This window comes from Roseateles sp. GW823-FHT07B05 (assembly GCF_058794515.1).
Window position 1 is genome coordinate 115,977 of record NZ_JBXAGX010000004.1, and the last position, 14,347, is coordinate 130,323.

At 72.6% G+C, this 14,347-nt stretch carries 11 protein-coding genes; 2 read left to right on the forward strand and 9 right to left on the reverse strand.

All coding sequences use genetic code 11. The annotated features are described in order from the left end of the window. Window positions 1-36: 36 nt before the first annotated feature. Entirely contained in the window at window positions 37-867 is an 831-nt protein-coding gene (locus AC1Q7O_RS10905; protein WP_492659432.1) for a phosphate/phosphite/phosphonate ABC transporter substrate-binding protein, read from the forward strand. 4 nt (window positions 868-871) lie between these two features. After that, window positions 872-3,124 carry a sensor histidine kinase gene (locus AC1Q7O_RS10910; RefSeq protein WP_492659433.1) on the forward strand — a complete coding sequence of 751 codons (2,253 nt, stop codon included), beginning with the start codon at window positions 872-874 and terminating at the stop codon, window positions 3,122-3,124. Here AC1Q7O_RS10910 and AC1Q7O_RS10915 read toward each other — a convergent pair. The 9 genes from AC1Q7O_RS10915 to AC1Q7O_RS10955 all read right to left on the reverse strand — a co-directional run bounded on the left by AC1Q7O_RS10915 (window position 3,069) and on the right by AC1Q7O_RS10955 (window position 14,313). Beyond that, the gene (locus AC1Q7O_RS10915) at window positions 3,069-3,575 is read right to left on the reverse strand and encodes a hypothetical protein (RefSeq protein WP_492659434.1); all 507 of its coding nucleotides are present in this window, start codon (window positions 3,573-3,575) and stop codon (window positions 3,069-3,071) included. The genes AC1Q7O_RS10910 and AC1Q7O_RS10915 overlap by 56 nt on opposite strands. A gap of 2 nt (window positions 3,576-3,577) precedes the next feature. Then, window positions 3,578-4,306, reverse strand: coding sequence for an efflux RND transporter periplasmic adaptor subunit (locus tag AC1Q7O_RS10920; protein ID WP_492659435.1), 729 nt, complete (start codon window positions 4,304-4,306; stop codon window positions 3,578-3,580). 89 nt (window positions 4,307-4,395) lie between these two features. Continuing rightward, a complete protein-coding gene (locus AC1Q7O_RS10925; protein ID WP_492659436.1) occupies window positions 4,396-6,396 on the reverse strand; it encodes a preprotein translocase subunit SecA in 2,001 nt (666 codons plus the stop codon). Then, on the reverse strand, window positions 6,389-8,539 hold the full coding sequence (locus AC1Q7O_RS10930) for a site-2 protease family protein (protein ID WP_492659437.1): 2,151 nt from the start codon (window positions 8,537-8,539) through the stop codon (window positions 6,389-6,391). The genes AC1Q7O_RS10925 and AC1Q7O_RS10930 overlap by 8 nt, the downstream gene beginning before the upstream one ends. Before the next feature lie 160 nt (window positions 8,540-8,699). Next, window positions 8,700-10,418, reverse strand: a complete 1,719-nt coding sequence (locus AC1Q7O_RS10935) for a hypothetical protein (protein ID WP_492659438.1) — start codon at window positions 10,416-10,418, stop codon at window positions 8,700-8,702. Then, window positions 10,415-11,779 carry a TolC family protein gene (locus AC1Q7O_RS10940; RefSeq protein WP_492659439.1) on the reverse strand — a complete coding sequence of 455 codons (1,365 nt, stop codon included), beginning with the start codon at window positions 11,777-11,779 and terminating at the stop codon, window positions 10,415-10,417. Before AC1Q7O_RS10940 ends, AC1Q7O_RS10935 begins: the two co-directional genes overlap by 4 nt. Window positions 11,780-11,839: 60 nt before the next feature. Next, a complete protein-coding gene (locus AC1Q7O_RS10945) occupies window positions 11,840-12,472 on the reverse strand; it encodes a PEP-CTERM sorting domain-containing protein (RefSeq protein WP_492659440.1) in 633 nt (210 codons plus the stop codon). Between the two features lie 171 nt (window positions 12,473-12,643). After that, window positions 12,644-13,216 carry a DUF1444 domain-containing protein gene (locus AC1Q7O_RS10950; RefSeq protein ID WP_492659441.1) on the reverse strand — a complete coding sequence of 191 codons (573 nt, stop codon included), beginning with the start codon at window positions 13,214-13,216 and terminating at the stop codon, window positions 12,644-12,646. Continuing rightward, window positions 13,216-14,313: a hypothetical protein gene (locus AC1Q7O_RS10955; RefSeq protein ID WP_492659442.1), complete on the reverse strand. Its 1,098-nt coding sequence runs from the start codon at window positions 14,311-14,313 to the stop codon at window positions 13,216-13,218. Before AC1Q7O_RS10955 ends, AC1Q7O_RS10950 begins: the two co-directional genes overlap by 1 nt. Between the last annotated feature and the right edge of the window lie 34 nt (window positions 14,314-14,347).

The window sequence follows — 14,347 nt, forward strand, 5'->3', positions numbered from 1 at the left end:
CACAATGGGTGCACCGCCCCCGCTCCTGGAGCCCCGATGAAAGCCCTCTCCCTGCTGCTGGCCGTTGCCGGCCTGGCCGCGCCTGCCGCGGCGCAGACGGCGTACAGCTTCTCCCCGGTCAACCAGGCCAACATCACGACGGCGGCGTCCTACTGGAACCCCATCGTCGCCTACGTGTCCGAGAAGAGCGGCGTCAAGCTGTCGCTGAAGCTGGGCCGCACCTCGGCCGACACGACCGCCTACGTGCTGGCGCAGGAGGTGGAGTTCGCCTTCACCAACCACCTGTTCAGCCCGGAGCGCGAGCAGATGGGCTGGAAGGTCTTCGGCCGGCGCAACACGCCGCCGCTGCACGGCCAGATCGTCGTCGCGGCCGACTCGCCGGTGAAGAGCCTCGCCCAGCTGGAAGGCAAGGAGATCGGCTTCCCCGGCCCTGAGGCATTCATCGCGTACAAGACCACCTACGCCCAGCTGCTGCAGCAGAAGGTCAACGTGCGCACCGTGTTCGGCGGCAACATGGACGGCGCCTTCGCGCAGCTGTTCAGCGGCAAGGTGGCCGCGGTGGGCGCCAATTCGCAGCTCGTGGAGGGCTACGCCAAACGCGAGGGCAAGCAGTTCCGCGTGCTGTGGAACTCGGAGCCGTATCACGACCTGGCCCTGATGGTGTCGCCCAAGGTGCCGGCGCGCGACGCCCAGGCCGTCGCCAAGGCCTTCATCGGCATGGCGCAGGACCCGCAGGGCCGCGAGATCCTGGCCAGCGGGGCCAAGCTGGTGGGGCTGCCGGCCGACGCGGTGTTCGTCGCCTCCGACGGCCAGGAGTACGCGTCCTACCGGCGCTTCTACCAGTCCGCGCCGGCCGCGCTGCGCTGAGCCCATGCACCGCATCGACGCCCTGCTGCCGCGCTCGCTGGTCGCCCGCGTCATGCTGGTCTACACGGCGGCGTTGACGCTGCTGGTCACGTCCGGGTTCGGCGTCTTCCTGGCCTATGCCTTCAAGGCTACGCTGGACGACGCCGAGGCCGGCGCGCAGGCCATGTCGGCGCTGCTGTCGCCGGCCGTCGCCGACTCGGCCATCGTCGGCGACTACGACACCATCAAGCGCACGCTGGACCGCGCCATCACGCACCCGCTGTTCGAGCGGGCCGCCTTCATCGACCTCAAGGGCGGGCGCATCGAGGTGGTGCGCCAGGACCGCCCCGACCCCACGCCACCCGACTGGCTGGTGCACCACGTCGCGGCACGGCAGGCGCCGGTCAACGCCACCATCACCGTCGGCGGGCGCGACTACGGCATCACGCGGCTGACGGTCTGGAGCGAGCGCGTGGCGGCCGACATCTGGCAGGTCATGCGGCTGGCGCTGCTGCTGGCCGTGGCCGGCATCCTCGCGGGCATTGCGCTGGTCTGGTGGCCGCTCAAGCGCTGGCTGGGCCAGCTGGACCGCGTCAGCGACCTCGGCACGCGGCTGCAGCAGGGCGGCGGCCAGGCGCTGCTGCCGATGCGGGTGGACGAGGCGCCGCTGGAATTCCAGCGCACCTTCGAGGTGGTCAACCAGGTGGCGGCCTCGCTGCAGGCCGAGCGCGCGCAGGCGGCCGTCACGCTGGCCTCCATCGCCGAGGGCGTGGCCACCGTCAACCGGGCCGGCGTCGTCGTGCTGGCCAACCCGGTGCTGGGCGAGCTGCTGGGCGGCGCCAGCGCCACGCTGCTGGGCCAGCCCATCGCGGCGCTGCTGCCCGAGCTGGACGTGGACCCCACCGTGCAGGAAGGCTGGCACGGCCGCCGCTTCGAGCGCGGCGAGCGCATGCTGGAGGCCAGCCTCGCGCCGGTGCGCTCCGAGCCCGGCGACGCGGCCGGCGCCGTCATCGTGCTGCGCGACGTGACCGAGCGCCAGCTGCTGGAGAACCAGCTGCGCACCGAGCTGGACGCCCGCGCCCACGCGATGGAAACGATGAGCGAGATGCTGGGCTCGGCCGGCTCCGCCGCCGACGGCCTGCGCGCGGGCGCCATCGAGCAGCTGTCCAGCCAGGTGGGCGACATGGTGGCGCGGCTGCGCCGCCAGACCAGCCAGCTGCACGCCATCTTCAACCTCACGCCGGACGGCTTCATCGCCTTCGACGCCGAGCACCGCGTGCAGTTCGTGAGCCCCGCCTGCGTCTTCCTGACCATGCTGCCGGACCGGCAGGTGCTGGGCCAGGACGAGGCCGGCCTGGAGGCACTGCTGCAGGGGCGTCTCGCCGAATCGGATGCCCAGCGGCCGCTGCGGCTGCAGGAGCTGCGCGACGCGCCGCGCATCGTGCAGATGGCCAGGCCGATGCAGCGCATCCTGTCGTTCGCGCTGCACGACGGCGGCGGCGCCGAGACGCCGCAGCTGCTGCACATCCGCGACGTCAGCCAGCAGTTCGAGCTGGACCGGCTGAAGAGCGAGTTCCTGTCCACCGCCGCGCACGAGCTGCGCACGCCCATGACCAGCATCTTCGGCTTCGTCGAGCTGCTCATCCACCGCGAGATGGCGCCGGAGCGCCACCGCGAGCTGCTGCAGCGCGTGCACCGGCAGAGCCGCGCCATGATGGACATCCTGGACGAGTTGCTGGACCTGTCACGCATCGAGGCCCGCCGCGCGCTCGACTTCCAGTTCGGGCCCGTCTGCCTGAACGAGCTGCTGCGCCGCACTGTCGACGACTTCGGCGTGCCCGCGGGCCGCGAGGCGCCGGCGCTGCTGCCGGCGGCGCAGCCGCTGTGGGTGCACGCCGACGCCAGCAAGCTCGCGCAGGCGCTGCGCAACCTGCTGTCCAACGCCTACAAGTACTCGCCCGGCGGCGGCCCCGTCACGCTGCGGCTGCGGCCGGCGGAGGACGGGCAGGTGGACATCGAGGTCGAGGACCGCGGCATCGGCATGACCGCGCAGGAACTGGAGCGCGTCAGCGAGCGCTTCTACCGCGCCGACCGGTCCGGCGCCATTCCAGGCACGGGGCTGGGCATGTCCATCGTCAAGGCCATCATCGAGCTGATGGACGGCAGCCTGCTGCTGCGCAGCGAACCGGGCCGGGGCACCACGGCCACGCTGCGCCTGCGCGTCACGGCGGCGCCGAGCGGCGCCACGCCTGCCAGCGGCGCGCCAGCCGCAGCTTGACGGCCCGCGCCGCGCGCCACACGGCGCTGGCGCGCACCCAGGCCAGCAGCTCGGCCTTCCAGGCCGTCCAGCGCGCATGCAGCCGCGCGAACCAGGCCAGCTGCATCAGCGCCGGCTGGATGAGCTGGAACAGCCACGCCAGCAGTGCCGTACCGAACAGCTTGGCCGCGATGATGACGGCCACGCCCAGCGTGACCCGCCCCTCGGCCACCAGCCACACGGCCAGCAGCTTGACCGGCAGGATCAGCAGGCTGGGCAGCACCAGCACCACCAGCGCCCAGCGCGGCGGCAGACGCTTGAGCAGCGCCTCGACCTGCCGGATGACCGGCAGCTTCGCCAGCAGCGCGAACGCGCGGCGCAGCGGCTCCCAGCCCCATTCCTCGAAGAGGATGAGCAGGGCCAGGACGACGCGGACGAGCCAGCGCAGCGGCGCCAGCAACAGCTTCAACATGCTCAGAGTTTGACGCGGCAGCGCAGCCCTGCCGGAAGTTCACCCTTGGCGTTGGCGATCTCGGCCACGATGCCGAAGGTGCCCGCGGCCGCGTCGACGACACGGTCCACCGTGCGCACCCTGGCCTGGATGGGCTTGCCCGAGAACGGCGCCTCGGGCGTCACGCTGACCATCTGACCCGGCTTGACCGCCGTGAACGCCTTCACCGGCAGCAGCGCCTGCACCTTCAGCGGGTCGGTCTGCGCGATCTTCAGCACGGGCTTCTTGGTGTCGCTGCTGTCCATCAGCGCGCCGGGGTAGAGGTACTGGTCGACGACGACGCCGCTGAACGGCGCCAGGATCTGGCGACGGCGCAGCTGGTCGACGGCCTGGCGGTGGTCCAGCCGCGCAATCTGGTTGTTCTCCGTGGCCGTCTTAAGCTCGGCTTCCGCCAGCTTGAGTTCGGCCTGCGCATCGTCCACCGCCTGAGTCGACACGAACTCCTCGGCCAGCAGGTCCTGCAACCGGCGCGCCTTCTCGCGCAGCGCGCCCACCTTGGCGCGCGACATCTCGGCCTGGCCCTGCGCATCGGCGCGCGCGCGGGCGGACTCCGCCGCGCTGGCCTCCACGCTGCTCTCGATGCTGACGAGCACCTGCCCCTGGCGGATGGCGTCGCCACGGCGCGCGTGCACGCGCTCCAGGATGCCGACGACCGGGCTGCGGATCTCCACCGTCTGCGCGGGTTCGATCATGCAGTCGTACTCCTGCGCCGAGGCGGGCAGGCTCGGCAGAGCAAGGAGGGCAAGAAGGGCAGGAAGGGAAGGAGAAAGAGGCGTGGGCTTCATGTCGTGGAACCGGCAATGCCGATGATGCGGTGCAGTTCGCGGTCCTGCCGCAGGGTCTGTTTTCTCATCTGCCAGGCGCGGCGCTCGGCGTCGCGCTGCGCCAGGCGCACGGCCAGGGCCAGGCCTTGCCCGCGGGCGAGCGCAGTGCGCAGCGCGGCCGGCAGCGTCTTGAACAGCGGGTCGTCGGCCGCCACCAGCGCGCGCACGGTGCCCGGCTGGCCCTGGCGGCCGCTGCGGCCGAACAGCTGGCGGTCCACGCGCGGCGACTCGTGGAACTCGGTGAGGACGACGTGCAGGCCGCCAGCGGCGAGCGCCTGCGCGTCGGGCTTGATGTCGGTGCCGCGGCCGGCCATGTTGGTGGCGATGGTGATGCGGCCCGACGCGCCGGCCCGCGACACGATGGCCGCCTCCTCGGCGTCCTGCCGCGCGTTCAGCACGGTGGCCTCCACGCCGCGCTCGGCAAACACCGCGGCGACGGCCTCGCTGGCCTCCACGCTGCGCGTGCCCACCAGCACCGCCTGGCCGCGCGCGGCGGCCGCCATGGCTTCGTCGGCCACGGCCTGCCACTTGGCGGCGGCATCCGGCAGCACGGCGGGCGGCAGCTCGCGGCGCTGGATGGGCTTGTTCGTCGGCAGCCGGCGCACGCGCAGCCGGTACGTGGCCCACAGCTCACGGGCAGCCTCGGCGGCGGTGCCGGTCAGCCCCGCCAGCAGGTAGTAGCGGCGGAAGAAGCGCTGGAAGGTCATGCGCGCCAGCGTGTCGCGGCCGGCCGTGAGCTTGACGCCCTCCTTGGCCTCGATGAGCTGGTGCAGGCCCTGCTCCCAGCTGCGGTCGGCCATCACGCGGCCGGTGCTCTCGTCGACGATCTGCACCTTGAGGCCCTCTTCCGGCTTCTCGCCGGGGGCCAGGATGTAGTGCTGGTCGCGCTCGTAGAAGTGCAGCGCCGTCAGCGCCTGGCGCAGCAGCTGCTCGCGCCAGGGCCGCGCGCGCCACACGGGCCGCACGCCGTCGGGCAGCGGCGGGCAGGTGTCCAGCGCGCCGGGCTTGAGCTCCACCTCGCGGGTGGCCAGCTTCAGCGTGAAGTGCTGGCCCTCGCGCAGTTCGCGCGCGGCGGCGATGGCCCAGGCCAGCAGCGCCGGCTCGTGGATGCCTTCGGACTCCTGCGAGATGATCATCGGCGTGCGGGCCTCGTCGATGAGCACGCTGTCGGCCTCGTCGACGATGGCGAAGTGCAGCGCCGGGATCAGCGGCTCTGCCGACTCGCCGCGCACGAAGCCGCGCAGGCCGGCCACGCGGCCCGGCAGCAGCCCGTGGCCGGCGAGGCGGTCCTTCAGGTAGTCGAACACCAGCTCCTTGCCGCTGACGTAGCAGACCGCATGCCGGTAGGCGGTGCGGCGCTCGTCGGGCTCCATGCCGCCCTTGACGAAGCCGCCGTCGAGGCCGAAGAACGCGAACAGCGGCGCCATCTCCTCGCAGTCGCGCTGCGCGAGGTAGTCGTTGGTGCTGACGACATGCACGCGCGCGCCGCTGGCGGCCATCACCGTGGCGGCCAGCGCGGCCACCAGCGTCTTGCCCTCGCCGGTGCGCATCTCGGCCAGTTGGCCAGTGATGAGCAGGCGCGCGCCGGCGAACTGCACCGGGTGCGGCCACAAGCCCAGCCGGCGTCGCGCCGCCTCGCCGACGGCGCCCAGCGCACGGGCCAGTGCGGCGCCGTCGCGGGCGTTCGCGCGCAGCGCGGCCATCGCATCCTGCAGCTGCCGCACGACGGCCTCGTCCTCTGCATCGCGCTGCGGCTGCGCGGCGATGGCGGCACTCAGCGCGGCCACGCTGGCGGCCGACTCGCTCCTCACCGGCAGCCAGCCGGCCACGTCGCGCAGCCAGCGTTCCAGCTTCTGGTCACCCTCGGCACCGCGCTCGTCGCGCAGCGTGTCGGCGCGGCGGAACTCGGGGCCGGCCAGGGCCTTGAGCCAGCGCAGGTCGGCGGCCAGGCTAGACATTCAGCCTCGCGAGGAATGCCTGGCGCAGCCGCAGCAGCCACTGCGCGGCCAGCGGCGTGGCGCCGAGGTCGAAGCGCACCCAGACCTTGTCGCCGAACACGGCGCTGGGCGACGGCCCGGCCAGCTGCAGCTCGATGTCGAACACGCGGCGCAGGCTGTGCTTGCCGCCCTCCTTGGACGGGTCCACCGCCACCTCGCCGCCGCCCGACGAGCCCAGCGCCGGCGACACCAGCTCGAAGCCGCCGCCCGGCACCTGGCGGCGCACGCTCGCGTCCTGCGTGGCGTGCGGCCACTGCATCAGCCGCACCTGCACGCCCTGCACGCGGTGCTTCACGAGGTCGGCATCCTCCTGAGACACCGCCACGCGCGCGCGGTCGGTCGGGCCGGCGACTAGGTAGCCCAGCAGCTCGCCGCGCTTAACGGCGCGGCCGGTCAGCTCGGTGGGCGCGTCGGGCACCCAGCGGCCGGCGACGTTGGCCGCCACGTCCAGCGCGGCGACGCGGGCGCGCGCTTCCTCGTAGCGCTGCTGGCGCGCGGCCAGCTCGGTGCGCAGCGGGATGGCGCGCGCCGGCTCGGCCACCTCGGCGCGGCGCAGCGTGGCCTCGGTCTGCGCCAGGGCCGCGGCGGCCTGCGCGAGCTCGGCCTGCAGCGGCAGGTTGTCGATCCTGAGGATGGCGCCGCCGTGCGCCACCGTGCTTCCCGGCGCCGCTTGCACGGCGCTGATCTGGCCGGCCGCCTCGGCACGCACCAGCGCCTCGTCCGGCAGCCACACCACGCCCTGGTGCACCGAGTAGAACGGCAGCGGCACCAGGCCCAGAAAGCCCAGCACGCCCGCCGCCAGCAGCAGCGCGCGGCGCTTGGCCAGGTCGCGCCGGCGCGCCAGCGAACCGCCTTCGTCCAGGTGCTTCCAGGCCTTCCACAGTGGCATCACCAGCGCCTGCCAGCCCGCCATGACGGCCATGATGGCGCCGATCAGCAGGTACTCGCTGGCGACGAACCAGATCAGCCCGACCGTGATGAGCAGCCGGTAGACGGGCGCGATGGCGCCGTAAAGGAACAGGAGCCAGCGCTCGCCGTCCGACACCATGGGCGGCTCGGCGTCGCGCGCGCCGAACAGCCAGCGGTCGCTGAGGTAGACCCAGTAGGCCTGCGCGCGCTGCGCCAGGTTGGGCAGCTCCAGCAGGTCGGTGGCGATGAAGTAGCCGTCGTAACGCATCAGCGGGTTGCCGTTGACCAGCAGCGTCGACACACCGGCGATGAGGATGACGTTGTAGGCCACCGCGGTCAGCAGCCCCGGCTCGGCCGCCAGCCACACGAACAACGCGACGGCGCCCAGCGCCAACTCGGCCAGGATGCCCGCCGCCGCCACCTGCGCGCGTGCCCACTTGGACGGGAAGCCGTAGGACGACGTCGCGTCCACATACGGCACCGGCGTGAACAGGATGAACAGCAGCCCCACCTCGCGCACCGTGCCGCCATGCGCCTTCACGGCCAGGCCATGCGCCCACTCGTGCACCGCCTTGACGAGCGGGTAGACGAACCACAGCAGCACCAGGTTGCTGGCGGACAGCACGCGGTCCGACAGGTTCTGCGTCAGCGCCTGCCAGTGCTGCGCGCCCAGCACCGCCGCGGGCACGACGAGGGCCAGCCACAGCAGCAGCGCCGGCAGGCTGAACAGCGCGCGTGCCAGCGCGGTCTGCCGGTCGAACCACGCGTCGGGGTGGAACAGCGGCAGCCGCAGGCTCATCAGGTTCAGCCAGTTCTGCTTGAACTTGGCCTTGCGCTGGCGCTGGAAGCGCTCGAACACCTCGCCGGCATCGGGCGAGACCTGCGTCTGCAGCAGGTCGTTGGCATGCAGCGACGACACCAGCTGCACCAGCTCATGCTGCGAGATCGTCGCGCCGTCATCACTGGCCGCGGCGCAGGCCGCGTCCCAGACCTCGTCCAGCGTGCGGCGCCCGTCGCACAGCGACAGCACGCGCCACACCTCGGGCGTCATGCGGTGAAAGCGCTGGGCCACGGGGTCGGACAGCAGCACCCACGAGCGGCCACGCAGCCGGCGGTGCAGCGGCTCGACGCCGTCACGCAGCCGGGGGCGCAGGTGGCGCAGTGCGTGCCAGTGTTCGGAGAGCAGGGCTTGCATGACGTGGGCTCAACGCGGGCCGTGCGCCGGGCCGCTCCCAAGCCGGCCCGCCAGGGCGATGTGCTTGGCGGTCAAGCCGCCAAGCATCGCCGTCCCCTCGGGGGACCGACCAGGCTTGCCCGCGTTCAGCGGCGCAAGAGTGGGCGAGGGGCTGTCCATTTCAGATCCAGTACTGCCAGAGCTTGAGACGCAGCCAGTCGACGGACTCGCGCGTCCAGATCGTCAGCAGGTTGGAGCGGCCGACGACCACCTTGGCCACGCCCTGCATGCCCGGACTCAGCGCCGGCACCTCGCCCTGCCACGCGGCCTCGGCGCGGAAGCCGTTGGCACCGTCCTGCACGCTGGCCGTCGCGGTCACGCGGCTGAGCTCGAAGTCGTGGCCGGCATGCGGCTGGCCGGCCAGCCGCAGCACGCCGGGCTGCCCCACGCGCACGCGGGCGATGTCGCGCTCGGGCACGTGCAGCACGACGCGGTAGCCCTCGGCGGCGATCTCGAACATCTCCTTGCCCAGCTCCGCCGGGCTGCCCAGCTGCTGCACCCAGTCGCCGCTGACGACCAGGCCGTCGATGGGCGCCACCAGCTGCGCGCGCGCCAGCTTGGCCTCCACCAGCGCGAGCTGGCCTTCGGCGCCCTGCAGCTCGGCGCTGGCCAGCGCGACGGACGCGGCCTCGCGGTCGGCCATGGCCTGGCGCAGCTTGGCGGCGGCCTGGTCACGCTCTCCGCGCAGCCGGGCCTGGTCCAGCTTCAGCTCGCGGTCGTCCAGGCGCAGCAAGACCTGGCCCTGGCGCACGCGGTCGCCCGGCCGCACCAGCGCCTCGGCGATGAAGCCCTCGAACGGCGCCGTGACGAGCTGGCGCGTGCGGCCCTCGATGACGGTGTGCGCCGTGACGCGGTCGTCCACCGGCACCAGCAGCAGCACGGCCAGCACCACGGCCACGGCCGCCGCGCCGACCTTCCACGCCCGGTGGCCGGGGCCGCGCAGGCGGTCCACCACGCGGCGCAGCGCGCGCCAGGCCTGCACCGGCAGCGGCAGCTCGGCCGTGCGCCAGTGGCGCAGCAGCGGCTCGGCCAGCGTGGCGCTGGTGCGCAGCACCTGCTGCGCGGCGGGCGATGTGTCGCCCTGCGCCACCAGCACGGCCACCACCTCGCCCTGGTCCAGCAGCGGCAGCGCCCAGACGCCGTCTTCCACCAGCTCACGGCCCTCGACGAAGGCGCGCTGCGCGACCTCGCCTGCCGCCCGCAGCGCGGGGCTGCCGGTCTCGGCATCGGCCACGTCGGCGGCCACCCACCAATGCGTGCGCTCGTGCCGCACCTCGAACAGCGACAGCCGCAGCTCACCTTCGGGCGGCAGTTCCCGCCGCGCCCAGGCGGCCGTGCGGTTGACCCAGTCCTGCGCCGCGGCGCGCGCGCGGCGGTGCGACGCCACGTGGCCCATCAGCTCCAGCAGTTCGGCCGCGCGCTGGTTGTGCGCGAGGCTGGCGGCGCTCAGCGTCAGTTGCAGCCAGCCCAGCGACAGCAGCAGCAGTTGCAGGCTGCGGTCGTTGTGAGGCGGGCTGAGCAGCGCGCCGACGATGCCGGGCTGGCCGCTGGGCAGGGCCAGGTGCGTGGCCACCATCAGCTCGCCGGTGGCCACGCGGCTCAGCGCGACGGGGCTGTCGCGCGTGACGCGGGCACGGGCCTCGGCCCAGGCGTCGGCCACATCGGTGCGCTCGAACGGCGCACGCCAGGCGGCGTCCGCTGCGTGCAGTGCCACGCCCTGGCAGCCCAGGCCGGCCGCGTGCAGCCGCTGCAGCCACATCGCCAGCGCCGGCGCCAGCTCGGCCGCCTGCGCGACGGGCGCGGGCGGCGGCAGCACGAGGTCGTGGTCGTCGGCCGTCATGAGCCGCTGCGATCGCGAGCACGGTTGAGGTCGACCGGCCGGTGGGCGACGAGCTGCGCGTCCAGCGCCTGCCAGTCGGCCTCGCCGAGCTGGCCCGACAGCGCGCGCAGCCTGAAATAACCTGCCCACGCGTCGTGCCGGGCACGCGACAGGTCACGCCGGGCCTCGAAGAGCTTGCCCTGCGCCTCCAGCACGTCGGCGTTGGTCTTGATGCCCACCTCGAAGCCGCGCTGGTTGGCGCGCACCGACAGCGCCTGCGAGCGCTCGGCCGTCGCCAGCGCCTTGGCCTGCGACAGCGCCGACAGCGTGGCGACGAAGGCCTGGCGCACACCGATGACCAGCGTGCGGCGGGCCAGGTCCAGCTCGCTGGCGGCCTTGTCGCGCAGCGCCAGCGTCTCGACGACCTTGGACTGCGTGGCGCCGCTGGCGAACAGCGGGATCGTCAGCGTGGCGCCGATGGCCGACGAGTTGCCGCGGCGCGGGAAGATGCTGGTGGCCGTGCCGGTGTCGCTCGAGTGGGTGTAGTTGTAGTTGATGTCCACCGTGGGCGCATGGGCCAGCGAAACCTTGCGCGTCTCGGCCTGGGCGGCGTCCACGGCCAGCCGGGCCTGGCGCAGCTGCGGGCTCTCGGCCTCGGCCTGGGACAGCCACTCCAGCACGCTGTCGGCCGGCAGCACGGGCAGCGCCTCGGGCGCCACGGCGCGGGCCAGCAGCGCCGGCACGGGGCCGTTGGCCACCTCGGCCAGCACCTGCTGGCGCAGGTCCAGCTCGGCCTCGGCAGCCAGCAGCTGGGCGACGGCGTTGTCCACCCGCGCCTCGGCCTCGCGCACCTCGGGCGCGGCCGCGCGGCCGACCTGGAAGCCGCGCCGTGCCGCGGCCAGCTGCTCGCCGTAGGCCTCGCGCAGCGCCGTGGCGTGGACGACCACGTCACGCGCCTTGAACACCTCCAGCACGGCCTCGGCCAGCCGCTGCTGCGCCTCCATGCGCGACTGCAGCAGCGCGCTGCCGGCCTGCTCCAGCTGGCTGCGCGCAGCCTGCAGCGCGGGGTACAGCGCGCCGCGCCAGACGGGCTGGCTGACCTGGAACGCGTACTGGTCGGCGCGGAAGGGCCGTGTCTGGCCGGCCGGCAGCTCCTGGTAGCGCGTCTCGGTGGACGTGGCGGTCAGGTTGGCCGTGGGGCCGTAGGCAGCGCGCGCCTGCACCAGCCGCTCCTCGGCGGCACGCAGCGACGCGCCGGTGGCACGCACGGCGGGGTCGGCGGCCAGCGCGCGGTCGGCCAGCTCGGGCAGCGTCTGCGCCGCGACCGGCAAGGCCACGATCAGAGGCAGCAGGGGCAGGAAGCGGGTGAAGCGTCGGATCACGGCAGGCCCAAACGAAACGCGCCGGCCAAAAAGGCCGGCGCGCGAGTGTCCGTGAAAGCGTCAGTCGCGGCGGCGACGGCGTGCCAGCGCGGCACCGGCCACCGCGATGCCGGCCAACACGGCGCTGGCGGGCTCGGGCACCGTGTTGCCGGGCGTGCCGGTGTCCGGCAGCACGAAGGTCAGCTCCAGGAAGTCCACGGCGCCGCCGTCGAAGTCGTCGGCCGGGCGGATCTCGAACAGGTCGTTGGTGCCGGTCAGCAGGTTCAGCAGGTCGATGAGGTCGAAGCTGTCTTCGACGACCTTGTTGAACTGCTCGGTGCCCGGGTCGCCATCGGAGATCTTGCCGACGAACTCGCCGTTCAGGTAGAGGCTGGCCCGGCCGCCGAAGCCCCAGCCGCCGCTGACGACCTTGAGCACGGCACTGTCCACCAGGTCGCCGCTGTAGCCGGTGTTCAGCAGCGCGCTGAAGCCGCCTTCGGCGATCCAGGCGTCGGTCTCGGACGCGCCGCCGGCCGTGGGCAGGTCGGAGAACAGGAACTGGCCGCCGACCGCGGTGCCCGGCGTGGTGCCGAAGCCGTTGGCGGTGCCGTACAGCGTGACGACGGTGGGCGCCGCCTGGGCGGAGCCGGCCAGTGCGCCCAGGGACAGCAGGGCGGCGGACAGCCAGCGGCGGGAGGAGGTGGCGAGGGTCATGGAACAGTCCAGAGGTCGGGCGCGCCAGAGCGCGGATGGGCGCATCCTAGGGAAGCCGCCGCGCAGCGACTATCCCCGGAGCACGGGACGCGGGCGTAGCGCCCAGGCGACGAACGGTCGTCATTGCCACACCGGCCGGTCACCAGGGCGCAAAACCTGTGGGGTCGAGGCTCACGCGTCGCCCTGCGGTGGTGCGTAAGGATGCCATTCACCGTCGACACGCCGGAAGAGCTGCGGCGTCAGCAGGTGGTCGCAACTCTCGGTAACGCGCTCCGCGAGCGCCTGCAGCTCGGCGATCCCGCTGGCGCTGGCCGCATCGCAGAACGCCAGCACATCCCGGGCAGGAATGGCGACCACCGCGCCGTGCGGGGTCAGGTGGCTCAGGGCTTGGTCCCACAGCTTGTCCAGCAGGATCAGGCTGGCCTCGAACTGACCGTCGAGCTGAAAGCCGTGGATGGCGCCGTGCTGGATCAGCTTGAGCCCGGATGACGCCAGCCGTTCGAGATTGACCAGGCCGAAATCCATCAAGCCACGCGGATTGGCGCCGATCTGGTTCACATGCCTGTGCTGGACGTAGACGAGGCGGTCCCCCTCGTCCACGAGATAGACCACCATCAGGCCGTTGTCCAGCAGGTCGATGACAGGGCTCTGCTCGTCGTCGACGTGCACTGCCTGCCCGGCCACCTCGGTGCTGGCCACCTTGACGCAGGCCACTGCGCGAACGAGAAACTCACCGACGCTCATCAAGCCCCCGCATAGATGCCGAAGTACTGCGGGAAGCCTGCCAAGCCCGCCAGCCGGCGGCGAAAGAGGTCCGGACGGGGATCTGGCACCCGCTGTTGTCCATAGCGCGCAGCGCGATCAGCCAACGCCGGATCGCCGGCGCAGTGCGCCAGCGCCAAACCCGCAACCGCAGCCTGAACGACGACGCCCGGACCGGCTGGATGACCATCGGCGCGCAGATAGCCCGCCAGATCCGTGGTGGCCTCCAGCACTGGCAACAGCGCCTGATCGACCCAGTCGGCGTAGATACCGACAAAGCGCTCCAGCCTGTCGATGCCGACACATCTGAAGGACGCATCGAAGGGGATACGCGTCTCCGGCTGCGAATAGAAGTCGGCCAGCGCCGGCAAGCTCTCAAACGTCAGCGGAATCGTGTCCTGCGGTTCGCACCACTTCAGCAGGTCGGCCGGCAAGCGGGGCGCGAGCACGCAGGACAGCCACAGTTCCCAGTGCTGCTCAGACCAGGAGGTCGGCGTCAGCTCGATGCGCTGCTGTCCGAGCGCGGTCTCGCGCAGCAATGCCAGCGCGTCGTGCGTCTGCAGACCCGTGCGCCACGCCAGCCGGAAGCCCTTGGGCGCCAGGCGCGGCAGCAACAGTGCCCGCACCCGGGCCTCCAGCAGTGCGCGCCCCGCGTCCAGCTCGAGCCCCGGGGCCGCTGGTGCTGCGGCCGCGGGCTGCCACGTCAGCGGCTCGCGCCCCTCGGGCGTGAGCCGCCAGCGCCCGGGCAGGAAGACTTCGCCGGATTGACCGTCATAGACCGTCAACCCCAGCGCAATCGCCTGCTCCACCAGCTCCGGCACCACCCGGTCCAGCTGGTTGGCATCGACACCCAGTGCCCAGACTGCCTCGTCGACCTGGCCGTCCGGCGCGCCTTCGATCCACGGTGACGACGAGGTGGCATCACGCCGGTGAGGAAAGGCCCGCAGCAGCCCTTGCGCCAACCGCGCGAACTTGGGGTTGGGCGGTGCCGATCGCCCCTCCAGGCGAGCCTGCAAGGCATCGGCCTCGGCCCAGGTCGTCGGGCTGGCATGCTCCCAGATGTGAATGACGTAGCTCATCGGCCGCGCAGTTCCTGTTGATCCATCACTGAGT

What these genes read in the sequence shown, in the direction of transcription:
- AC1Q7O_RS10905 (WP_492659432.1), top strand. Translation starts at nt 37, where the DNA reads ATGAAAGCCCTCTCCCTGCTGCTGGCCGTTGCCGGCCTGGCCGCGCCT.
- AC1Q7O_RS10910 (WP_492659433.1), top strand. Translation starts at nt 872, where the DNA reads ATGCACCGCATCGACGCCCTGCTGCCGCGCTCGCTGGTCGCCCGCGTC.
- AC1Q7O_RS10915 (WP_492659434.1), bottom strand. Translation starts at nt 3,575, where the DNA reads ATGTTGAAGCTGTTGCTGGCGCCGCTGCGCTGGCTCGTCCGCGTCGTC.
- AC1Q7O_RS10920 (WP_492659435.1), bottom strand. Translation starts at nt 4,306, where the DNA reads ATGATCGAACCCGCGCAGACGGTGGAGATCCGCAGCCCGGTCGTCGGC.
- AC1Q7O_RS10925 (WP_492659436.1), bottom strand. Translation starts at nt 6,396, where the DNA reads ATGTCTAGCCTGGCCGCCGACCTGCGCTGGCTCAAGGCCCTGGCCGGC.
- AC1Q7O_RS10930 (WP_492659437.1), bottom strand. Translation starts at nt 8,539, where the DNA reads ATGCAAGCCCTGCTCTCCGAACACTGGCACGCACTGCGCCACCTGCGC.
- AC1Q7O_RS10935 (WP_492659438.1), bottom strand. Translation starts at nt 10,418, where the DNA reads ATGACGGCCGACGACCACGACCTCGTGCTGCCGCCGCCCGCGCCCGTC.
- AC1Q7O_RS10945 (WP_492659440.1), bottom strand. Translation starts at nt 12,472, where the DNA reads ATGACCCTCGCCACCTCCTCCCGCCGCTGGCTGTCCGCCGCCCTGCTG.
- AC1Q7O_RS10950 (WP_492659441.1), bottom strand. Translation starts at nt 13,216, where the DNA reads ATGAGCGTCGGTGAGTTTCTCGTTCGCGCAGTGGCCTGCGTCAAGGTG.
- AC1Q7O_RS10955 (WP_492659442.1), bottom strand. Translation starts at nt 14,313, where the DNA reads ATGAGCTACGTCATTCACATCTGGGAGCATGCCAGCCCGACGACCTGG.